This window comes from Vibrio sp. 11-4(1) (assembly GCF_013048625.1).
In the GTDB taxonomy this organism is placed as follows: Bacteria; Pseudomonadota; Gammaproteobacteria; order Enterobacterales; family Vibrionaceae; genus Vibrio; species Vibrio diabolicus.
Genome location: NZ_VHSY01000003.1, coordinates 303,083 through 322,511 on the forward strand (window position 1 = coordinate 303,083; position 19,429 = coordinate 322,511).

Consider the following 19,429-nt stretch of genomic DNA (forward strand, 5'->3'; position numbering starts at 1 on the left):
TGCTAAACTCCGTAAATGAAACTGAGTCTACCGCCGGATTAACGGCCGTAGCCTTTCAGATTCGCTTTCTTCAACACAGAATCATACTGTTGAGACATCAGATGAGTCTGTACCTGTGCCATAAAGTCCATAATTACAACAACTACGATTAGTAGCGATGTACCGCCGAAGTAGAAACGTACGTTCCACGCGACCATCATGAACTCGGGAATCAGACAGATAAAGGTAATGTACAGTGCACCAGCAAGGGTTAAACGTGTCATTACTTTATCAATGTACTTCGCTGTCTGCTCACCTGGGCGGATACCGGGTACGAATGCACCAGACTTCTTCAAGTTATCTGCTGTTTCACGCGGGTTGAAAACCAACGCCGTGTAGAAAAAACAGAAGAAGATAATTGCTGCTGCATAAAGCATTACATACAACGGTTGACCTGGGCTAAGAGCCAAAGACACGTCAGTTAACCAACCGAACGCGCTGCTCTCGCCGTTTTGACCAAACCACTGAGCCAATGTTCCTGGGAACAAGATAATGCTTGATGCAAAAATCGCTGGAATAACACCTGCCATGTTAATTTTAAGAGGCAAATGCGAGCTTTGTGCAGCAAATACTTTACGACCTTGTTGACGCTTCGCGTAGTTAACGACGATTCGGCGTTGACCACGTTCCATGAAAACAACGAAGTAAATGACTGCAAAAGCTAATACCGCGATTAGCAACAGAAGAAGTACATGCAATTCACCTTGACGCGCTTGCTCGATTGTTTGACCGATTGCAGAAGGCAATCCAGCAACAATACCTGCAAAAATCAGTATCGAAATACCGTTACCAATTCCTCGCTCTGTAATTTGTTCACCTAACCACATTAAGAACATGGTACCGGTTACTAAACTTACGGTAGCAATTAGCGTAAACATGGTTTGGTTGATAACAACCAGATTGTCGACCATGTTTGGTAGGCCAGTTGCAATACCTATAGCTTGGAAGGTTGCAAGTACAAGCGTGCCGTAGCGTGTGTATTGGCTGATCTTACGACGGCCTGCTTCACCCTCTTTTTTGAGTTCAGCTAACGCTGGATGAACTACAGTTAGCAATTGGACAACAATAGATGCCGAAATATACGGCATGATGCCCAATGCTAATATAGATGCACGCTCAAGAGCACCACCGGAGAACATGTTAAACATTTCAACGATGGTACCTTTTTGCTGTTCGAACAAATCGGCAAGTACAGCAGCGTCAATACCAGGAATCGGCACAAAGGAGCCGGCTCGGAATACTAAAAGTGCACCAATTACGAATAACAAGCGCGACTTTAGTTCACTTAAGCCGCTCTGAGCACTACGAAAATCTTGTCCTGGTTTCTTAGCCATCTGTACCTCGTTCCTCGAGATTATTCCTCGATTTTACCGCCTGCAGCTTCGATTGCAGCTTTAGCGCCTTTAGTCACACGTAGACCTTTCACAGTCACTGCTTTGTTGATTTCACCAGAAAGAACAACTTTTACAAATTCGATGTTCTTAGTGATGATGTTAGCAGCTTTAAGACTGTTTAGATCAACTACGTCACCAGAAACTTTCGCTAGCTCAGCTAGACGAACTTCAGCAGACACTAGGCTCTTACGAGAAGTGAAACCGAATTTTGGTAGACGTTGTTTCAGAGGCATCTGACCGCCTTCGAAACCTGGACGAACACTGCCGCCAGAACGTGATTTTTGACCTTTGTGACCACGGCCACCAGTTTTACCTAGGCCTGAACCGATACCACGACCTACTCGCTTCGCAGAAGTTTTCGCGCCAGCAGCCGGTGCTAGAGTATTCAAACGCATTCTGATTACTCCTCAACTTTAACCATGTAGTAAACCTTGTTGATCATACCGCGAATACACGGAGTATCTTCAAGTTCTACTGTGTGGTTGATTTTACGAAGACCTAGACCGCGCAAAGTAGCTTTGTGCTTTGGCAGACGACCAATTGAGCTTTTAGTTTGAGTTACTTTAATAGTTGCCATGGTGTTCTTACTCCGAAATAGATTCAACAGTTAGACCACGTTTAGCAGCAACCATTTCTGGTGACTTCATGCTACCTAGTGCATCGATCGTTGCACGAACGATGTTGATAGGGTTCGTAGAACCGTACGCTTTAGATAGTACGTTGTGTACACCAGCAACTTCTAGTACTGCACGCATCGCACCACCTGCGATAACACCAGTACCTTCTGCAGCAGGCTGCATGTAAACTTTAGAGCCCGAATGGCGACCTTTCACTGGGTGGTGAAGAGTGCCTTCGTTTAGAGCGATCGTAGTCATGTTACGACGCGCTTTTTCCATTGCTTTTTGAATCGCTGCAGGTACTTCACGAGCTTTGCCGTAACCGAAACCTACACGACCATTACCGTCACCAACTACTGTTAGTGCAGTGAAGCTCATGATTCGACCGCCTTTAACCGTCTTAGATACGCGGTTAACTGCGATTAGCTTTTCTTGCAAATCATTCGCTTGAACTTGTTGTTCTTTAGCCATCTTCCAACCCTACCTTAGAATTTCAGACCAGCTTCGCGAGCAGATTCTGCTAGCGCCGCTACTCGACCGTGGTATTGGAAACCAGAACGATCAAATGCAACTGCAGTTACGCCCTTCTCAAGAGCGCGCTCAGCAATAGCTTTACCCACTGCTTTAGCTGCATCAACGTTACCAGTGTATTTCACTTGCTCACGGATCGCTTTTTCTACAGTAGAAGCTGCTGCGATAACCTCAGAGCCGTTAGCCGCGATAACCTGTGCGTACACGTGACGAGGAGTACGGTGTACAACTAGGCGAGTCGCACCCAGTTCTGCAATCTTACGACGTGCACGTGTAGCACGACGGATGCGAGATGCTTTCTTATCCATAGTGTTACCTTACTTCTTCTTAGCTTCTTTAGTACGCACATTTTCATCTGCGTAACGAACACCTTTGCCTTTGTATGGCTCAGGCTCACGGTAAGAACGAATGTCAGCCGCAACTTGACCAACTAGTTGCTTGTCAGCACCAGTGATCACGATTTCAGTTTGGCTTGGACATTCAGCTTTAATACCCGCTGGCAACTCGTGCTCAACTGGGTGTGAGAAGCCTAGTGTTAGACCTACAGCGTTGCCTTTGATAGCAGCACGGTAACCTACACCTTTAAGAGTTAGCTTCTTAGTAAAGCCTTCAGTAACACCAACAACCATGTTGTTAACTAGAGCGCGAGCAGTACCTGCTTGAGCCCATGCGTTAGCAACACCTTCTTTAGGACCGAAAGTCAGGTTATTTTCTTCCTGAGCGATTACAACTGCATCGTTAAGAACGCGAGTTAGTTCGCCTTTCGCACCTTTTACAGTGATTTCTTGGCCGTTTAGTTTCACCTCTACGCCAGCTGGAATAGCGACAGGTGCTTTTGCAACACGAGACATAGTCTACTCCTTATTAAGCTACGTAAGCGATGATTTCACCACCAAGACCTGCTTTACGTGCAGCGCGGTCTGACATAAGACCCTTGGAAGTTGAAACGATAGCAATACCAAGACCACCCATTACAGAAGGAAGTTCATCTTTCTTCTTGTAAACACGTAGACCTGGACGAGAAACACGTTTAAGTTGCTCGATTACTGGTTTAGCTTGGAAGTACTTAAGTGTAACTTCTAGCTCAGGTTTTGCTTCGCCTTCAACAGCGAAGTCAACGATGTAACCTTCAGCTTTTAGTAGTGCAGCAATTGCAACTTTAAGCTTTGAAGAAGGCATTTTTACAGCAACTTTGTTTGCTGCCTGACCGTTACGAACGCGGGTCAGCATATCCGAAATCGGATCTTGCATGCTCATATGATTTACTCCAAATGATTAAGTGGCAATTACCAGCTAGCCTTACGAAGACCCGGAATCTCGCCTTTCATGCAAGCTTCACGAACCTTAATACGGCTTAGACCGAACTTACGTAGGTAACCGTGTGGACGACCAGTTTGGTTGCAACGGTTGCGCTGACGTGATGCACTTGAATCACGTGGAAGAGATTGCAGTGTAAGAACCGCGTTCCAACGATCTTCTTCAGATGCGTTTACATCGCTGATGATAGCTTTTAGCGCTGCACGCTTTTCAGCGAACTTAGCTACTAGCTGTGCACGTTTAGCTTCACGTGCTTTCATTGATTGTTTAGCCATAACAGTAACCCTTCACCTTACTTACGGAATGGGAAGTTAAAGGCAGCCAGCAGAGCACGGCCTTCCTCATCAGTACCAGCAGACGTCGTAATAGTGATGTCTAAACCGCGTACACGATCAACTTTATCAAAGTCGATTTCCGGGAAGATGATTTGCTCGCGAACGCCCATGCTGTAGTTACCGCGACCGTCAAAAGACTTAGCGCTAACACCACGGAAGTCACGTACACGTGGAAGAGCGATGTTAATTAAACGCTCAAGAAAATCCCACATACGTTCGCCACGCAAGGTTACTTTACAACCGATAGGGTAGCCTTCACGGATTTTGAAACCTGCAACAGATTTGCGCGCTTTTGTGATAAGTGGCTTTTGACCAGAGATCGTTGCCATATCAGACGCTGCATTTTCTAGCAGTTTCTTATCGTTGATTGCTTCACCAACACCCATGTTTAGGGTGATTTTCTCGATTCTAGGGACTTGCATGACGCTTGTGTAACCGAACTGTTTGGTCAGTTCAGCGACTACAGACGACTTGTAGTAATCATGCAGTTTCGCCATAGTAGAACTCCAAATTACTTCTATTAGTTAGAAACGGTTTCGCCGTTAGACTTGAAGAAACGAACTTTTTTGCCGTCTTCAAAACGGAAACCGATACGGTCAGCTTTACCAGTAGCTGCGTTGAAAATCGCCACGTTAGAAACGTCGATTGCTGCTTCTTGCTCTACGATACCGCCTTGGATACCCATAGCTGGAACAGGTTTCTGATGCTTCTTAACTAGGTTGATACCTTCAACGATAACTTTACCAGTTGCTAGAACCTTAGTTACTTTACCTTTCTTGCCTTTGTCTTTACCAGCAAGAACGATTACTTCGTCATTACGACGGATTTTAGCTGCCATTTCTACGTGCTCCTTACAGAACTTCTGGAGCCAGTGAAACGATCTTCATGAACTTATCGCCACGAAGTTCGCGTGTCACAGGACCAAAGATACGTGTACCGATTGGTTGCTCAGTATTGTCGTTTAGCAATACGCAAGCATTTCGGTCGAAGCGAATGACAGAACCGTCAGGACGACGTACGCCTTTACGGGTGCGCACTACCACCGCCTTCAGAACATCACCTTTTTTAACTTTACCGCGAGGGATTGCTTCCTTCACAGTAACTTTGATGACGTCACCGATATGTGCATAACGGCGGTGAGAGCCACCCAGAACCTTAATACACATTACGCTGCGTGCGCCTGAGTTATCAGCTGCGTCCAGCATACTTTGCATTTGGATCATGTTAGTGCTCCGCTAAATATTAATAACTAGACCCATCACGGGTCGGGCTGCCTCTTTAAAAGGGACGCGAATTGTACCACCCTTTTTTGTGATTGGGTAGTCAAAAAATAAACGGCTCCAAAAATATTTTGGAGCCGCTTTAGTTTCATAGAATTAACGAGATTAAATCTTCGCCTTTTCTAGAACTTTTACCAAAGTCCAAGACTTAGTCTTAGACAGTGGACGACACTCTGCGATTTCAACTGTGTCGCCTAGGCCACACTCGTTGTTCTCGTCATGTGCGTGTACTTTAGTCGTACGTTTTACGTATTTACCGTAGATTGGGTGTTTTACGAAACGTTCGATAGCAACAGTGATAGACTTGTCCATCTTATCGCTAACAACACGACCTTGTTGAGTACGTTTTACTTCGCTCATTATGCGCCTGCCTTCTCAGTCAAAACAGTTTTCACACGTGCGATATCACGGCGTACAGCTTTCAGAGTATGAGTTTGCTGTAGTTGACCAGTCGCAGCTTGCATGCGCAAGTTGAACTGTTCACGTAGCAAATTCATTAGCTCAGCGTTAAGCTCTTCAACGCTTTTCTCGCGTAGATCTTGTGCTTTCATCACATCACCTGCTTAGTTACAAATGTAGTTTTGAAAGGCAGTTTACGTGCCGCAAGACGGAACGCTTCACGTGCCAATTCTTCAGGTACACCACCCATTTCGTACATGACCTTACCAGGTTGGATTTGGGCTACCCAGTACTCAACGTTACCTTTACCCTTACCTTGACGAACTTCAAGTGGTTTTTCTGTGATTGGTTTGTCTGGGAACACACGGATCCAGATTTTACCTTGACGCTTAACGTGACGTGTCATTGCACGACGTGCCGCTTCGATTTGACGAGCAGTTAGACGACCACGGCCAACAGCTTTAAGACCGAATTCGCCGAAGCTTACATCAGTACCTTTAGCTAGACCACGGTTACGACCAGTCTGAACCTTACGGAACTTAGTACGTTTAGGTTGTAGCATCTGTCGACTCCTTACTTACGGCCTTTACGCTGCTTCTTAGGCTTGTCGCCTTTAGGCTCTACAGCGTTAGCTGCTGGCATACCACCTAGGATTTCACCTTTGAAGATCCAAGTTTTAATGCCGATCACACCGTATTGAGTGTGAGCCGAAGAAGTTGCGTAATCAATGTCAGCACGTAGAGTGTGTAGAGGCACACGGCCTTCACGGTACCACTCTGAACGTGCGATTTCAGCGCCGCCTAGACGACCGCTTACTTCCACTTTGATACCTTTAGCGCCTAGGCGCATTGCGTTTTGTACTGCGCGCTTCATAGCACGACGGAACATAACACGACGCTCTAGCTGAGACGCGATGCTGTCACCAACAAGTTGCGCATCTAGTTCAGGCTTACGTACTTCAGCGATGTTAATTTGCGCTGGTACACCTGCAATTTTAGCTACAGCTGCGCGTAGCTTCTCAACGTCTTCACCTTTCTTACCGATAACAACGCCTGGACGAGCAGTGTGAATAGTCACACGGATGCTCTTAGCAGGACGCTCGATAACGATACGTGATAGAGACGCTTTTTTCAGTTCACTTGTAAGGAACTGACGTACCTTGAAGTCGCCGTCTAGGTTGTCAGCGAAATCTTTGGTGTTAGCAAACCATGTAGCATTCCAAGGCTTAACGATGCCTAGACGAATACCATTTGGATGTACTTTTTGACCCATTGCTTACTCTCCTAGTCTCTAGCGATCTGCTACAACAACAGTGATGTGGCTTGAACGCTTCAAGATACGATCCGCACGACCTTTAGCACGAGGCATAATACGCTTCATGGTTGGGCCTTCATCTACAAAGATTTTTGCGACATTCAGATCGTCAATATCTGCACCTTCGTTGTGCTCCGCGTTAGCGATAGCAGACTCTAGAACTTTCTTAACTAGTGCAGCAGCTTTTTTGTTGCTGAACGTTAGGATTTCTAGAGCTTGGTCAACAGATTTACCACGGATTAGATCCGCAACTAAGCGAGCTTTCTGAGGCGAAATGCGAGCAAAGTTATGTTTAGCAATTGCTTCCATTATTTACTCCTTAGCGCTTCTTAGCTTTCTTATCCGCAGCGTGACCGCGGTAAGTACGTGTTGGTGCGAATTCACCCAGTTTGTGACCGATCATTTCATCAGTTACAAATACTGGTACGTGCTGACGACCATTATGGACAGCGATGGTCAAACCGATCATCGTAGGGATGATCATTGAACGACGGGACCAAGTCTTAATAGGCTTTTTGTCTCCGCTTTCCACCGCTTTCTCTACCTTCTTCAGCAAGTGTAGGTCAATAAAAGGACCTTTCTTGAGAGAACGTGGCATGGCGATTCCTCTTTATATAGATTACTTGTTACGACGACGTACGATGTACTTGTCAGTGCGTTTGTTCTTACGAGTCTTGAAGCCTTTAGTAGGCATACCCCAAGGAGATACTGGGTGACGACCACCAGAAGTACGGCCTTCACCACCACCGTGTGGGTGGTCAATCGGGTTCATTACAACACCACGAACCGTTGGACGGATACCGCGATGACGTGATGCACCTGCTTTACCAAGTTCACGTAGCATGTGCTCAGAGTTACCAACTTCACCGATTGTTGCACGGCCTTCAGAAAGAACTTTGCGCATCTCGCCAGAACGTAGACGGATAGTTACGTACGCACCGTCGCGAGCAACGATTTGAGCGTAAGCACCAGCCGAACGAGCTAGCTGACCACCTTTACCAGGCTTAAGTTCAACGTTATGTACTGTTGAACCTACTGGGATATTACGCATTGGTAGAGTGTTACCAGCTTTGATTGGTGCATCAACACCAGACTGAATAACATCACCAGCTACAACACCTTTAGGTGCTAGGATGTAGCGACGCTCACCGTCTTTGTAAAGAACTAGAGCAATGTTTGCGCTACGGTTTGGATCGTATTCAAGACGCTCAACTGTCGCTGGAATACCATCTTTAGTACGTTTGAAGTCAACTACACGGTAGTGGTGCTTGTGACCACCGCCGATGTGACGTACTGTGATACGACCCTTGTTGTTACGACCACCGTTCTTAGAGTTTTTCTCTAGAAGAGGTGCGTATGGCTTGCCCTTGTGTAGGTCAGCGTTAACAACTTTAACAACGTGACGACGACCAGGGGAAGTCGGCTTACATTTAACAATAGCCATTTTTAACTACTCCTGTTATTCCGCGCCGCCAACGAAGTCAAGATCTTGACCTTCTTTCAAAGTAACGTACGCTTTCTTAACGTCGCTGCGGCGACCTTGGCGTAGACCTTGACGTTTGGTCTTACCCTTAGTGATAAGAGTATTTACAGACTTAACTTCAACTTCAAATAGCTTTTCTACAGCTGCTTTGATCTCTTTTTTAGTCGCATCTTTAGCTACTTTGAAAACGATAGTGTTCGCTTTCTCAGCTGCCATAGTTGCTTTTTCAGAGATGTGCGGTGCACGTAGAACTTTTAGGATACGCTCTTCAGTGATCATGCTAGCATTTCCTCTACTTGCTTAACTGCTTCTGCAGTCATTACAACTTTGTCAAACGCGATTAGAGATACTGGATCGATACCAGCAACATCACGTGCGTCAACTTTGTATAGGTTACGAGCAGCTAGGAATAGATTCTCATCTACTTCGCTAGTCACGATTAGAGCGTCAGTTAGCTCAAGCTCTTTAAGCTTAGCAACTAGCTCTTTAGTCTTTGGTGCTTCAACTGAGAAGTTATCAACAACGATTAGACGCTCTTGACGAACAAGCTCAGAAAGAATGCTCTTCATAGCACCACGGTACATTTTTTTGTTTACTTTTTGGCTGTGATCTTGTGGTTTCGCAGCAAAAGTAACACCACCTGTACGCCAGATTGGGCTACGGATTGTACCAGCACGCGCACGGCCAGTACCTTTTTGACGCCATGGCTTAGCGCCACCGCCAGAAACTTCTGAACGTGTTTTTTGAGCACGAGTACCTTGACGAGCACCTGCTGCGTACGCAACAACTACTTGGTGTACAAGAGCTTCGTTAAACTCACGTCCGAAAGTAGTTTCGGAAACAGTTAGTGCATCGGCACCTTTAACCATTAGTTCCATTACTTACTCCTGAGACGTTATGCTTTAACAGCTGGTTTAACGATCACGTTGCCGCCAGTTGCGCCTGGGACTGCACCTTTAATAAGAAGCAGGTTGCGCTCAGCGTCAACACGTACGATCTCTAGGTTTTGAGTCGTTACACGCTCAGCACCCATGTGACCTGCCATTTTCTTGCCTTTAAATACGCGACCTGGAGTCTGACATTGACCGATAGAACCAGGAGCACGGTGAGACAATGAGTTACCGTGAGTCATATCTTGAGTACGGAAGTTCCAACGCTTAACAGCGCCTTGGAAACCTTTACCCTTAGATGTACCAGTAACGTCTACTTTCTTAGTTTCGTTGAATAGTTCAACAGTTAGTTCTGAACCAACTTCGAACTCTTCGCCGTTTTCTAAACGGAATTCCCAAAGACCGCGACCAGCTTCAACGCCAGCTTTAGCAAAGTGACCTGCTTCAGCTTTGTTTACGCGGTTAGCTTTCTTAGAACCAGCTGTAACCTGAATTGCTGCGTAGCCGTCAGTTTCAAGAGTTTTCACTTGAGAAACACGGTTAGCTTCAACCTCAACAACAGTTACTGGGATAGAAACGCCTTCTTCAGTAAATACGCGGGTCATGCCCACTTTACGACCGATTAGACCAATCATACTTCTAATCTCCCTTAACCTAGGCTAATTTGAACGTCAACGCCCGCAGCAAGGTCTAGACGCATTAGAGCATCAACAGTCTTGTCTGTTGGCTCAACGATGTCGATTAGACGCTTGTGAGTACGGATTTCGTACTGGTCACGTGCTTTCTTGTTAACGTGTGGAGAGATAAGAACTGTGAAACGCTCTTTACGAGTTGGCAGTGGGATTGGACCACGAACCTGTGCGCCAGTGCGCTTAGCTGTTTCAACGATTTCCGCTGTAGAAGCATCGATTAGTTTGTAATCGAAAGCTTTTAGGCGGATACGGATACGTTGGTTCTGCATGAGACAGAGCTCCAAATTTAATAAATTACACAAACAATATCGCCACTCAAACTCGTCAAGACGAGAGAATGCCGATTGATTTATGTGAAACCGTAGCATCCAAGATTAGGACGCATTGTCAGTTAATTTTCGATTAACTATCCCTATATGCCAAAGTCACCTTTGAGGATAGTTTTTCCGAAGAAAAGATAGCTAATTGTATTAACCGCGAACATAAGCTGAGTATACATTACCTAGCAAATCCTTAGATTTGCTCGCTCCTCACTGCTCATTGGTTCACAACTGGCTTAACCAGTGCGCTGCATTATACAGATCACACTTTAGGTTGCAAGCGCTGAGTGAAAAATAATCGGGAATATTCCAAACCCTATACATCCCTCTTCGCTTGGTAGCCATTAAACAAAAAGGACGCCGAAGCGTCCTTTTCTAAACTGTAATCGTAATAGCGGCTGCTATTATTTCTTACCGCTTGATAGTGCACCGAAACGCTTGTTGAAGCGATCAACACGGCCGCCTGTATCAACGATACGTTGCTTACCAGTGTAGAATGGGTGACACTTGTCACATACGTCTAGGTGGATAGACTCTTTACCTAGAGTAGAGTTGAACTCAAAAGAGTTGCCGCAAGAACAAGTCGCTTTTACTGCTTTGTATTCTGGGTGGATACCAGCTTTCATGGGATAACCTCAATAGTAGGCCGTGTCGCTATACGAATCTAAGCCGCACACCACACGCAATTAATAATAAAATGGGATACCGCATCAACTAATTGCCGAAGCCATATCTCAAGGCGCGATATAGTAAAGAATCACATTGCTCGGATCAACACATTTGGCAACTTTTTCGCCACTTTTTTAACCAGACTAATCATAGAGGCACGATTCACGCTGAATCACATAGCTTTACTCGAATTTCCATACCGATTTTAATAGACTCTCATTTCCTTTCCCTCTTTTTAATAGCTAAGAATTTATGCGTCCAACCATTGCTAGAGTGGCATTACCCGTTCCGCTCGACAAACAATTTGATTACGCCATTCCGGGGCACCTGTTTCCGATCATTGGTGGACGCGTTTCCGTACCTTTTGGACGCCAAACCTTAGTCGGCATCGTCACCGCCATGGTGAACCACTCCGACTTTCCTAAAGATCAACTTAAGCCAATCAAAGCGGTATTAGACTCCCAACCGATATGGCCAGAGACGCTTTATTCTCTGCTAAATTGGTGCAGCCAGTTCTATCAGTACCCTCTAGGTGACACTCTACACAATGCAATGCCTGCCGCGCTGAGGAAAGGCAAACCGGCCGACTTTGCAACGCTACAAGAATGGCAACTGACAGAAGCAGGAAGAAATAAGCTCATGCAAGGGCTTGGACGTGCGATAAAACAACAGCGTGCACTCCAAATGATGATCAACGGACCGATCCCGCATCAAGAGCTCTTGGATCAAGAAGTAAACTCAACCATCTTAAAAAACCTCGAAGAAAAAGGTTGGGTCGAGCGCATCGAGAAAAAGCCGGTTATTACGAAATGGAGTCAAAATGTAGAGTGTGCGGTAGAGAAACCAAAGCTTAACCACGAACAAGCACTCGCGATTGCCAGCGTAAATAGCCAAACGGGCTTTGCTTGCTATTTATTAGAAGGGGTCACGGGATCCGGTAAAACCGAAGTTTACTTAAACCTTATCAAGCCCGTTCTAGAGCAAGGGAAACAAGCATTAGTTTTAGTACCAGAGATCGGTCTAACGCCCCAAACCATCAACCGCTTTAAGCATCGATTTAATGTCCCGGTAGATGTGATTCATTCCGGTTTGAATGAAACAGAGCGTTTGAACGCCTGGTTATCGGCTCGCGATAAAGCCGCGGGGATCATCATTGGTACGCGCTCAGCCCTACTGACACCTTTTGCTGATTTGGGGATTATTATCGTTGATGAAGAGCATGACTCCTCTTATAAGCAACAAGACAGCTTGCGTTACCACGCTCGTGATGTTGCTGTCATGCGCGCCCATAAAGAGCAAGTGCCGATTGTCCTTGGCTCAGCGACGCCAGCGTTAGAAACCCTACATAATGCACTGTCTGGTAAATATCACCATTTAACACTCACCCAACGAGCTGGCTCTGCCGTACCAACCACCAATAAAGTGTTAGATGTAAAAGGTCAGTATTTAGAAAGTGGCTTATCCGCCCAACTGATTGCCGAAATGCGCAAACACTTAAAAATGGGCAATCAGGTTATGTTGTTTCTTAACCGCCGAGGTTTCTCGCCCGCTTTGATGTGCCATGAATGTGGTTGGATTGCAGAATGTAAACGCTGTGATGCGTACTATACGTTCCACCATTACAGCAACGAAATACGCTGCCATCACTGTGGTTCACAACAACCTGTCATTCATCAGTGTCAGGGGTGTGGTTCAACTCAACTGGTTACCGTCGGCGTAGGAACGGAACAGCTCGAACAACAATTGGCTCAGTTGTTTCCAGAATACAAAGCCATTCGCATCGACAGAGACAGCACACGTCGCAAAGGTAGCTTGGAAGATGCCCTTGAGTCGATTCGTAAAGGTGAATACCAAATACTGATAGGCACTCAAATGCTGGCTAAGGGGCACCACTTTCCAAATGTAACGCTCGTAGCTCTTTTGGATGTTGATGGCTCTTTGTATAGTAGTGATTTTCGCGCTTCGGAGCGATTAGCTCAGCTGTTTATTCAGGTCGCAGGTCGTGCTGGCCGAGCAAGTAAACCTGGCGAAGTGATCCTGCAAACTCACCATCCTGAGCACAGCTTGCTGCAAGCCCTACTTCAAAAAGACTATCGTCACTTTGCTATGACAGCTCTGGAAGAACGCAAACTGGCTCAGCTTCCGCCTTATAGTTTCTTGACTCTGTTTAAAGCAGAAGCAAACCAAAGTGAGGTAGTTGAAGACTTCCTGCGTCAGGTTCGCTTTACGTTAGAATCACACCCTCTGTTCGATGATTCCTGCATGGTGTTAGGCCCCACTCCTTCACCTTTGGCCAAGCGGGCTGGTAAATACCGCTGGCAGCTGTTACTTCAAACCCAGCATCGTTCATTGATGCAAAAGTTATTAACCAGTGCCAAACCTGCTATTGAGTTGTTGCCAAATGCCAAGAAAGTTCGCTGGAATTTAGACATAGAGCCACAAGATCTCAGCTAGCAAACGTTTAACTATGTAATGAATTACCATTTAATGTGACGAGCATCACGACGGGATTGCAATTTTTGTTAAACAGACCGTAACTTTCACTTTAGAAATGAATAGACTATCCAAATTAGAAAAGTCTAAAGTGACTTGTTCGCACAGGCTTAGATTAAAACAATGACTATTCCCACAAATTGATGTCGCAGTGAAGAATCCATTTTTCCACTTGTTAACACGAACTGAGCGAAGAGCAAACGCTGCTCTAACTCAGCGTGATTACTATGATTTCAAACCGGAATAACGTCATCTTGGCAAAAAATAAACGAGAGGTTAAAAACTATGGCGACAATGAAGGATGTTGCCCAGCTTGCGGGAGTGTCTACGGCTACGGTATCTCGAGCATTAATGAACCCAGAGAAGGTCTCTTCTTCAACGAGAAAAAGAGTAGAAGATGCCGTACTTGAAGCGGGTTATTCTCCAAACTCATTAGCGCGTAACTTACGTAGAAACGAATCAAAAACCATTGTCACTATCGTTCCCGACATCTGTGATCCTTATTTTTCTGAAATTATTCGCGGCATTGAAGATGCTGCCATGGAACATGGCTATCTAGTCCTGCTGGGCGATAGCGGACAACAGAAGAAACGCGAAAGTTCTTTCGTTAACCTCGTATTTACTAAGCAGGCGGATGGAATGCTACTGCTTGGCACAGATCTACCGTTCGATGTCAGTAAGCCAGAACAAAAGAACTTACCTCCGATGGTAATGGCGTGTGAATTTGCGCCAGAGTTAGAACTTCCGACAGTACATATTGACAACCTGACCTCAGCATTTGAAGCGGTGAATTACCTAACCCAACTAGGTCATAAACGCATCGCGCAAATCTCGGGGCCAGATACGGCAATATTGTGTCAGTTCCGCCAGCAAGGCTACCAACAAGCCCTGCGCCGTGCCGGCATCAATAAAGATCCACAATATAGTGTCATTACTGAGTTCTCTTTTGATGGCGGAGCAAAAGCCGTTCGCAAACTGCTCGAATTGCCTGAGCCACCAACGGCTATTTTCTGTCACTGTGACACAATGGCCATCGGCGCAATTCAAGAAGCGAAAAAGCTTGGCTTACGAGTACCGCAAGATCTCTCTGTTGTGGGCTTTGATGACATTAACTTCGCTCAGTACTGCGATCCACCGTTGACCACCATCTCTCAGCCTCGCTATGAGATTGGTCGACAAGCAATGCTAATGATGCTCGAGATGTTAAAAGGCCACGACGTGCATTCAGGCTCGCGTTTGCTTGAAACTAACCTCGTCATTCGCGGAAGTGCAGCGCCACCACAGCGCCCTTAACCTAAAGATTAGGTATTCATACCCAAAGCGGTGCTAAGGCGCCGCTTTTTATTTACCCCATCTGCTTTTTGTTTATCCCGCACAAATATAAGCTCGAACGGAAACACACTCCGACGTTGTCGCGCTTTAGCTATCAAGATTCTATCAATAGGGTGTTTTCTCAACTCGTTCTGGATTAACATATTTGCAAGAATCCTTGATGACCAGAAATAACCGTGGCAAATAGAGATTATGTAAGACGGGGGCGAGGCGCCCCAAAAAAGTCGACAAAAAAACAGCCGCCGAGAAGAAAAAAACCTTGGCGTAGTGGCCTGCTCGCTATCTTGCTTGTGGGCGGTTTTGGCTATGGTCTTTACCTTTTGAGTAGCGACCCAGAACCAAAACAACCTGTCGTAAAACAGCCAACAACCACTGTGAGCAAACCAAAGCCGAAAAAAGATTTGCCGCCACCACCAGAAGAAAAGTGGGAATATGTTGAGTCACTACCGAAACGTGAAGTTGAAGTTGTGGCCAAAGAAATTGAAGTTTCTAAAATTCCTTACATCATGCAATGTGGCGCTTACAAAACCCAGGCGCAAGCAGAAGAGCGCAAGCTTGCAATCGCGTTCCAAGGAATGTCGAGCAAGATTCGTAAGAAAGAAGGTAGTTCATGGTATCGCGTGGTGCTAGGTCCGTATAAGTTCAAACGTGATGCAGAACGTGACCGTCATAAACTGCAACGCGCGAAAATCGAGCCATGTGCGATTTGGAAAGAAAATCTTTAAACTCAGGCCCTAGGAGCTAAGATCCTAGGGCCTTTCTTTTTGCCCCCTTGAATCCCTATTTCCCCTCCCCCATATACTGAATTAAATCCAAAGAGAAATAATCAAGAGGTCGACTGTGACTACCATTGTATCTGTACGTCGAAATAATAAAGTCGTCATCGCGGGTGATGGCCAAGTATCTCTAGGCAATACCGTAATGAAAGGTAATGCGCGCAAAGTTCGCCGCTTATATAACAACCAAGTACTAGCGGGCTTTGCTGGCGGCACTGCGGATGCCTTCACCCTTTTTGAGCGCTTCGAAAGCAAGCTGCAAATGCACCAAGGCCACCTTACTAAGGCTGCGGTTGAGCTAGCCAAAGACTGGCGTAGCGATCGTGCTCTGCGCAAGCTCGAAGCCTTACTTGCCGTTGCCGACGAAACCGCATCGTTAATCATTACCGGTAATGGTGATGTCGTACAGCCAGAACACGACCTGATTGCGATTGGCTCTGGTGGTGCTTACGCACAAGCTGCCGCAACCGCCCTACTAGAAAACACAGATCTAGATGCTCGTGAGATCGCGGAAAAAGCTCTCAATATCGCGGGTGATATTTGTGTCTTCACCAACCACAACCACACAGTAGAAGAGTTAGACTCAACGGTAGAGCCTGAAAAACCAACCGCGTAATCGTAACGAAGTAAGGAAAGAATATGTCTGAAATGACGCCTCGCGAAATCGTTCATGAATTGAACCGCCACATTATCGGTCAAGAAAAAGCCAAGCGTTCGGTTGCGATTGCACTTCGTAACCGCTGGCGCCGTATGCAGCTTGAAGAAAGTTTGCGTGCCGAAGTGACGCCAAAAAACATTTTGATGATTGGTCCTACTGGTGTTGGTAAGACTGAAATCGCACGCCGCCTAGCAAAACTGGCAAATGCCCCTTTCATCAAAGTTGAAGCGACAAAATTCACCGAAGTGGGTTACGTTGGTAAAGAAGTTGAAACCATCATCCGTGACCTGACTGATGTCGCTGTGAAAATGACGCATCAACAAGCGATGGAAAAAGTAAAATTCCGCGCTGAAGAGCAAGCGGAAGAACGCATTCTTGATGCGCTACTGCCACCAGCACGTGATAGCTGGGGTCAAGCAGAGCAAACGGAAGAGTCTTCTCACACTCGCCAGATTTTCCGTAAAAAATTGCGTGAAGGCCAGCTAGACGATAAAGAAATTGAAATCGACGTAGCCGCACCACAGATGGGCGTAGAGATCATGGCGCCTCCTGGTATGGAAGAGATGACTAACCAGCTGCAAGGCATGTTCCAAAACCTGGCAGGCGACACTAAGAAAAAACGTAAGCTGAAAATCAAAGACGCAATGAAAGCGTTAGCGGAAGAAGAAGCGGCAAAACTGGTAAACCAAGAAGAGCTAAAAGAAGCAGCGATTTTCAACGTTGAAAACAACGGCATCGTATTTATCGATGAGATCGACAAAATCTGTAAACGCGGCGAGAGCTCAGGCCCAGACGTTTCACGCGAAGGTGTTCAGCGCGACCTACTTCCATTGATTGAAGGCAGCACGGTATCAACCAAGCACGGCATGGTAAAAACAGACCACATTCTGTTTGTTGCATCTGGTGCATTCCAAGTGGCAAAACCATCTGACTTGATCCCAGAATTGCAAGGTCGTCTACCAATTCGTGTTGAGCTAGAAGCACTAAGCAGCAACGACTTCAAACGCATTCTGACAGAACCAAAAGCCTCTCTAACAGAGCAGTACGTGGCGTTGATGAAAACGGAAGATGTGGACATCGAATTCACAGAAGACGGCATCACGCAAATCGCGGAAGCGGCATGGACGGTCAACGAAAGCACAGAAAACATCGGTGCTCGTCGCTTACACACCGTAATGGAACGCTTGATGGATGAAATCTCTTACGACGCAGCGGAGCAATCTGGCGCGAAGTTTGTTATCGATGCCGCTTATGTGAAAGAGCGCCTAGGCGACACGATTGAAGATGAAGATCTAAGCCGCTTTATTCTTTAATCGCAATCTATTTTACCAAAGCCCAGAACCTTGTTTCTGGGCTTTTTTGTTTAGAATGACGATTACTGTGACAACACCTAAATCAAAAGGTCTGGTCATTCTAGCGAGCTCAAGCGAGACTAAGAATCTGCTAACAGCAGACGCCTACTCTTCATCTCTCACCTTAACCACCGCACAATCGGATGATAGATTCTGAATCACGCTCGTTCCTCGTTGTTCAGAATGACGGTCATTGTGACAACACCTAAATCAAAAGGTCTCGTCATTCTAGCCGGCTCAAGCGAGACTAAGAATCTGCTAACAGCAGACGCTTACTCTTCATCTCTCACCTTAACCACCGCACAACCAGACGATAGATTCTGAATCACACTCGTTCCTCGTTATTCAGAATGGCGGTGACTTTGACAACATCTAAATCAAAAGATCTCGTCATTCTAGCGAGCTCCAGCGAGACTAAGAATCTAATAGCAGCGTTCTCCGTACCCTCCACTTTCCAAAAAGAGGGCTATTTTATCGCCTCAAATATCGAAACTGCTTTCCTTCTCCTTCACCCTTTGACTTTTAGTTGAGTTGTTTTAGGTCAATAGCGTATCTGCCTCTTTGTGCTTATACTGGGCACATTGGTTACTAGCACGAAATTTCCATGAAACAATCTTTACAGATCTGGCTTGAAGCCGCTCGCCCAAAAACACTACCTCTGGCGTTAGTCTCTATCTTAACGGGTAGCGTACTCGCCTACTCGGCGGGTCATTTTTCACCGACAATTGCCATCATGGCTTTCGTAACCGCGACGTTGCTGCAAATTCTATCCAACCTTGCGAACGACTATGGCGATGCCGTTCAAGGTACAGATAACGACAAACGCCTTGGCCCATTACGAGCGATGCAGTCTGGCGCGGTAAGTGCGAAACAGATGAAACAGGCGATTATCTTTAACATCGTTCTGACCGCTATTTCTGGCTTAGTGTTAGTTTTCTATTCACTAAGCTCACTGGAAAGCATTGTGACGTTTATCGGGCTGGGAATTTTAGCCATCCTCGCGGCGATTGCTTACACCATGGGTAGCAAACCATACGGTTACGTGGGGCTTGGCGATATTTCAGTTTTCTTGTTTTTTGGTTTACTCGGCGTATCCGGTACCTATTTCTTGCATACTGGTCACGTAGATACCACGCTATTCTTACCTGCTCTAGGCTGCGGTTTACTCGCCGTTGCAGTACTCAACATCAACAATATGCGTGATATCGAAAACGACCGAGAGTGTGGTAAACGCACGGTCGCAGTGCGTTTGGGTCAACGCAAAGCCAAGCAGTACCACTTTGTTTTACTTGGCGGTGCTATTCTTGCCTTTGCGGCTTACTTGTTAATTCAAGACAAACCCGTTTGGATTAGCTTGCCATTTTTACTTAGTATTTATTTCGTGGCCGATCATGGTAAAGCGGTTTGGCATACACAAAAGCCCGCTCAGATAGCACCAATGATGCCTGTCATCGTGAAATGCTCTTTAGTCACCAACGTTTTGTTTGCAACAATTGTGGTAGCTCAAACTCTAGTAAGTTAAAAAAGGATTGTCATTG

29 protein-coding genes are annotated in these 19,429 nt (G+C 46.0%); 6 read left to right on the plus strand and 23 right to left on the minus strand.

Annotated features, from left to right (window positions below):
• Positions 1–38: 38 nt before the first annotated feature.
• The 23 genes from secY to rpmE form a co-directional block, all read right to left on the minus strand.
• Positions 39–1,373 carry a preprotein translocase subunit SecY gene (gene secY / locus FKN16_RS07720; RefSeq protein ID WP_005379562.1) on the minus strand — a complete coding sequence of 445 codons (1,335 nt, stop codon included), beginning with the start codon at positions 1,371–1,373 and terminating at the stop codon, positions 39–41.
• Between the two features lie 20 nt (positions 1,374–1,393).
• Entirely contained in the window at positions 1,394–1,828 is a 435-nt protein-coding gene (gene rplO, locus FKN16_RS07725) for a 50S ribosomal protein L15 (RefSeq protein WP_005383155.1), read from the minus strand.
• Between the two features lie 5 nt (positions 1,829–1,833).
• Positions 1,834–2,010, minus strand: a complete 177-nt coding sequence (rpmD, locus tag FKN16_RS07730) for a 50S ribosomal protein L30 (protein WP_005379565.1) — start codon at positions 2,008–2,010, stop codon at positions 1,834–1,836.
• A gap of 7 nt (positions 2,011–2,017) precedes the next feature.
• Positions 2,018–2,521, minus strand: coding sequence for a 30S ribosomal protein S5 (gene rpsE, locus FKN16_RS07735; protein WP_004745894.1), 504 nt, complete (start codon positions 2,519–2,521; stop codon positions 2,018–2,020).
• Positions 2,522–2,535: 14 nt separating this feature from the next.
• Positions 2,536–2,889: a 50S ribosomal protein L18 gene (gene rplR, locus FKN16_RS07740; protein ID WP_005379568.1), complete on the minus strand. Its 354-nt coding sequence runs from the start codon at positions 2,887–2,889 to the stop codon at positions 2,536–2,538.
• Positions 2,890–2,898: 9 nt separating this feature from the next.
• Positions 2,899–3,432, minus strand: coding sequence for a 50S ribosomal protein L6 (gene rplF / locus FKN16_RS07745; RefSeq protein ID WP_005392377.1), 534 nt, complete (start codon positions 3,430–3,432; stop codon positions 2,899–2,901).
• Between the two features lie 13 nt (positions 3,433–3,445).
• Positions 3,446–3,838 (minus strand): 30S ribosomal protein S8, encoded by a 393-nt coding sequence (gene rpsH, locus FKN16_RS07750; protein ID WP_005379572.1) that lies wholly within the window; start codon positions 3,836–3,838, stop codon positions 3,446–3,448.
• A gap of 29 nt (positions 3,839–3,867) precedes the next feature.
• Entirely contained in the window at positions 3,868–4,173 is a 306-nt protein-coding gene (gene rpsN, locus FKN16_RS07755) for a 30S ribosomal protein S14 (protein ID WP_012841173.1), read from the minus strand.
• A 17-nt stretch (positions 4,174–4,190) separates the two neighbouring features.
• On the minus strand, positions 4,191–4,730 hold the full coding sequence (gene rplE / locus FKN16_RS07760) for a 50S ribosomal protein L5 (protein ID WP_005379573.1): 540 nt from the start codon (positions 4,728–4,730) through the stop codon (positions 4,191–4,193).
• 23 nt (positions 4,731–4,753) lie between these two features.
• Entirely contained in the window at positions 4,754–5,071 is a 318-nt protein-coding gene (gene rplX / locus FKN16_RS07765) for a 50S ribosomal protein L24 (protein ID WP_005379574.1), read from the minus strand.
• A 13-nt stretch (positions 5,072–5,084) separates the two neighbouring features.
• Positions 5,085–5,456, minus strand: coding sequence for a 50S ribosomal protein L14 (gene rplN, locus FKN16_RS07770; protein WP_004410450.1), 372 nt, complete (start codon positions 5,454–5,456; stop codon positions 5,085–5,087).
• A gap of 162 nt (positions 5,457–5,618) precedes the next feature.
• Positions 5,619–5,873: a 30S ribosomal protein S17 gene (gene rpsQ / locus FKN16_RS07775; RefSeq protein ID WP_005379575.1), complete on the minus strand. Its 255-nt coding sequence runs from the start codon at positions 5,871–5,873 to the stop codon at positions 5,619–5,621.
• On the minus strand, positions 5,873–6,064 hold the full coding sequence (rpmC, locus tag FKN16_RS07780; RefSeq protein ID WP_005379576.1) for a 50S ribosomal protein L29: 192 nt from the start codon (positions 6,062–6,064) through the stop codon (positions 5,873–5,875). The genes rpsQ and rpmC overlap by 1 nt, the downstream gene beginning before the upstream one ends.
• Positions 6,064–6,474 carry a 50S ribosomal protein L16 gene (gene rplP, locus FKN16_RS07785; protein WP_005379577.1) on the minus strand — a complete coding sequence of 137 codons (411 nt, stop codon included), beginning with the start codon at positions 6,472–6,474 and terminating at the stop codon, positions 6,064–6,066. The genes rpmC and rplP overlap by 1 nt, the downstream gene beginning before the upstream one ends.
• A gap of 11 nt (positions 6,475–6,485) precedes the next feature.
• The gene (gene rpsC, locus FKN16_RS07790) at positions 6,486–7,184 is read right to left on the minus strand and encodes a 30S ribosomal protein S3 (protein ID WP_005383161.1); all 699 of its coding nucleotides are present in this window, start codon (positions 7,182–7,184) and stop codon (positions 6,486–6,488) included.
• Positions 7,185–7,202: 18 nt separating this feature from the next.
• Complete coding sequence (gene rplV, locus FKN16_RS07795; protein WP_005383164.1) at positions 7,203–7,535, minus strand: 50S ribosomal protein L22; 333 nt, start codon at positions 7,533–7,535, stop codon at positions 7,203–7,205.
• Positions 7,536–7,545: 10 nt separating this feature from the next.
• Positions 7,546–7,824 (minus strand): 30S ribosomal protein S19, encoded by a 279-nt coding sequence (gene rpsS / locus FKN16_RS07800; protein ID WP_004394525.1) that lies wholly within the window; start codon positions 7,822–7,824, stop codon positions 7,546–7,548.
• A gap of 21 nt (positions 7,825–7,845) precedes the next feature.
• Entirely contained in the window at positions 7,846–8,670 is an 825-nt protein-coding gene (gene rplB, locus FKN16_RS07805; RefSeq protein WP_005383168.1) for a 50S ribosomal protein L2, read from the minus strand.
• Between the two features lie 15 nt (positions 8,671–8,685).
• Complete coding sequence (rplW, locus tag FKN16_RS07810) at positions 8,686–8,988, minus strand: 50S ribosomal protein L23 (protein ID WP_004398471.1); 303 nt, start codon at positions 8,986–8,988, stop codon at positions 8,686–8,688.
• On the minus strand, positions 8,985–9,587 hold the full coding sequence (gene rplD / locus FKN16_RS07815) for a 50S ribosomal protein L4 (protein WP_005379556.1): 603 nt from the start codon (positions 9,585–9,587) through the stop codon (positions 8,985–8,987). The genes rplW and rplD overlap by 4 nt, the downstream gene beginning before the upstream one ends.
• 17 nt (positions 9,588–9,604) lie before the next feature.
• Positions 9,605–10,234, minus strand: coding sequence for a 50S ribosomal protein L3 (gene rplC / locus FKN16_RS07820; protein WP_005379555.1), 630 nt, complete (start codon positions 10,232–10,234; stop codon positions 9,605–9,607).
• Between the two features lie 14 nt (positions 10,235–10,248).
• Positions 10,249–10,560 (minus strand): 30S ribosomal protein S10, encoded by a 312-nt coding sequence (gene rpsJ / locus FKN16_RS07825; RefSeq protein WP_004410492.1) that lies wholly within the window; start codon positions 10,558–10,560, stop codon positions 10,249–10,251.
• A 455-nt stretch (positions 10,561–11,015) separates the two neighbouring features.
• The gene (rpmE, locus tag FKN16_RS07830; RefSeq protein ID WP_005379546.1) at positions 11,016–11,237 is read right to left on the minus strand and encodes a 50S ribosomal protein L31; all 222 of its coding nucleotides are present in this window, start codon (positions 11,235–11,237) and stop codon (positions 11,016–11,018) included.
• A 295-nt stretch (positions 11,238–11,532) separates the two neighbouring features.
• Between rpmE and priA the strand changes: the two genes are divergently transcribed.
• The 6 genes from priA to FKN16_RS07860 all read left to right on the plus strand — a co-directional run bounded on the left by priA (position 11,533) and on the right by FKN16_RS07860 (position 19,413).
• Positions 11,533–13,734, plus strand: a complete 2,202-nt coding sequence (gene priA, locus FKN16_RS07835; RefSeq protein WP_170902418.1) for a primosomal protein N' — start codon at positions 11,533–11,535, stop codon at positions 13,732–13,734.
• Positions 13,735–14,037: 303 nt separating this feature from the next.
• Positions 14,038–15,066 (plus strand): DNA-binding transcriptional regulator CytR, encoded by a 1,029-nt coding sequence (cytR, locus tag FKN16_RS07840; protein WP_254901949.1) that lies wholly within the window; start codon positions 14,038–14,040, stop codon positions 15,064–15,066.
• A gap of 215 nt (positions 15,067–15,281) precedes the next feature.
• Positions 15,282–15,830 carry a cell division protein FtsN gene (gene ftsN, locus FKN16_RS07845; protein ID WP_017820300.1) on the plus strand — a complete coding sequence of 183 codons (549 nt, stop codon included), beginning with the start codon at positions 15,282–15,284 and terminating at the stop codon, positions 15,828–15,830.
• A 115-nt stretch (positions 15,831–15,945) separates the two neighbouring features.
• Entirely contained in the window at positions 15,946–16,497 is a 552-nt protein-coding gene (gene hslV / locus FKN16_RS07850) for an ATP-dependent protease subunit HslV (RefSeq protein ID WP_170902419.1), read from the plus strand.
• Positions 16,498–16,520: 23 nt separating this feature from the next.
• Complete coding sequence (gene hslU / locus FKN16_RS07855) at positions 16,521–17,852, plus strand: HslU--HslV peptidase ATPase subunit (protein ID WP_006742475.1); 1,332 nt, start codon at positions 16,521–16,523, stop codon at positions 17,850–17,852.
• 643 nt (positions 17,853–18,495) lie between these two features.
• A complete protein-coding gene (locus FKN16_RS07860) occupies positions 18,496–19,413 on the plus strand; it encodes a 1,4-dihydroxy-2-naphthoate polyprenyltransferase (protein ID WP_047009017.1) in 918 nt (305 codons plus the stop codon).
• Positions 19,414–19,429 lie beyond the last annotated feature (16 nt).

Excerpts from the sequence above, each read along its gene's own strand:
- rplP (WP_005379577.1), bottom strand. The coding sequence starts at position 6,474 with ATGCTACAACCTAAACGTACTAAGTTCCGTAAGGTTCAGACTGGTCGT.
- hslU (WP_006742475.1), top strand. The coding sequence starts at position 16,521 with ATGTCTGAAATGACGCCTCGCGAAATCGTTCATGAATTGAACCGCCAC.
- rplE (WP_005379573.1), bottom strand. The coding sequence starts at position 4,730 with ATGGCGAAACTGCATGATTACTACAAGTCGTCTGTAGTCGCTGAACTG.
- secY (WP_005379562.1), bottom strand. The coding sequence starts at position 1,373 with ATGGCTAAGAAACCAGGACAAGATTTTCGTAGTGCTCAGAGCGGCTTA.
- rpmD (WP_005379565.1), bottom strand. The coding sequence starts at position 2,010 with ATGGCAACTATTAAAGTAACTCAAACTAAAAGCTCAATTGGTCGTCTG.
- rplV (WP_005383164.1), bottom strand. The coding sequence starts at position 7,535 with ATGGAAGCAATTGCTAAACATAACTTTGCTCGCATTTCGCCTCAGAAA.
- rplN (WP_004410450.1), bottom strand. The coding sequence starts at position 5,456 with ATGATCCAAATGCAAAGTATGCTGGACGCAGCTGATAACTCAGGCGCA.
- rpsC (WP_005383161.1), bottom strand. The coding sequence starts at position 7,184 with ATGGGTCAAAAAGTACATCCAAATGGTATTCGTCTAGGCATCGTTAAG.
- rplR (WP_005379568.1), bottom strand. The coding sequence starts at position 2,889 with ATGGATAAGAAAGCATCTCGCATCCGTCGTGCTACACGTGCACGTCGT.
- rpsH (WP_005379572.1), bottom strand. The coding sequence starts at position 3,838 with ATGAGCATGCAAGATCCGATTTCGGATATGCTGACCCGCGTTCGTAAC.
- rplO (WP_005383155.1), bottom strand. The coding sequence starts at position 1,828 with ATGCGTTTGAATACTCTAGCACCGGCTGCTGGCGCGAAAACTTCTGCG.
- rplX (WP_005379574.1), bottom strand. The coding sequence starts at position 5,071 with ATGGCAGCTAAAATCCGTCGTAATGACGAAGTAATCGTTCTTGCTGGT.
- rpsE (WP_004745894.1), bottom strand. The coding sequence starts at position 2,521 with ATGGCTAAAGAACAACAAGTTCAAGCGAATGATTTGCAAGAAAAGCTA.
- rpsQ (WP_005379575.1), bottom strand. The coding sequence starts at position 5,873 with ATGAGCGAAGTAAAACGTACTCAACAAGGTCGTGTTGTTAGCGATAAG.
- rplD (WP_005379556.1), bottom strand. The coding sequence starts at position 9,587 with ATGGAACTAATGGTTAAAGGTGCCGATGCACTAACTGTTTCCGAAACT.
- priA (WP_170902418.1), top strand. The coding sequence starts at position 11,533 with ATGCGTCCAACCATTGCTAGAGTGGCATTACCCGTTCCGCTCGACAAA.
- rpsS (WP_004394525.1), bottom strand. The coding sequence starts at position 7,824 with ATGCCACGTTCTCTCAAGAAAGGTCCTTTTATTGACCTACACTTGCTG.
- rpmC (WP_005379576.1), bottom strand. The coding sequence starts at position 6,064 with ATGAAAGCACAAGATCTACGCGAGAAAAGCGTTGAAGAGCTTAACGCT.
- FKN16_RS07860 (WP_047009017.1), top strand. The coding sequence starts at position 18,496 with ATGAAACAATCTTTACAGATCTGGCTTGAAGCCGCTCGCCCAAAAACA.
- rpsN (WP_012841173.1), bottom strand. The coding sequence starts at position 4,173 with ATGGCTAAACAATCAATGAAAGCACGTGAAGCTAAACGTGCACAGCTA.
- rplC (WP_005379555.1), bottom strand. The coding sequence starts at position 10,234 with ATGATTGGTCTAATCGGTCGTAAAGTGGGCATGACCCGCGTATTTACT.
- rplW (WP_004398471.1), bottom strand. The coding sequence starts at position 8,988 with ATGATCACTGAAGAGCGTATCCTAAAAGTTCTACGTGCACCGCACATC.
- rplF (WP_005392377.1), bottom strand. The coding sequence starts at position 3,432 with ATGTCTCGTGTTGCAAAAGCACCTGTCGCTATTCCAGCTGGCGTAGAG.
- rpsJ (WP_004410492.1), bottom strand. The coding sequence starts at position 10,560 with ATGCAGAACCAACGTATCCGTATCCGCCTAAAAGCTTTCGATTACAAA.
- rplB (WP_005383168.1), bottom strand. The coding sequence starts at position 8,670 with ATGGCTATTGTTAAATGTAAGCCGACTTCCCCTGGTCGTCGTCACGTT.
- rpmE (WP_005379546.1), bottom strand. The coding sequence starts at position 11,237 with ATGAAAGCTGGTATCCACCCAGAATACAAAGCAGTAAAAGCGACTTGT.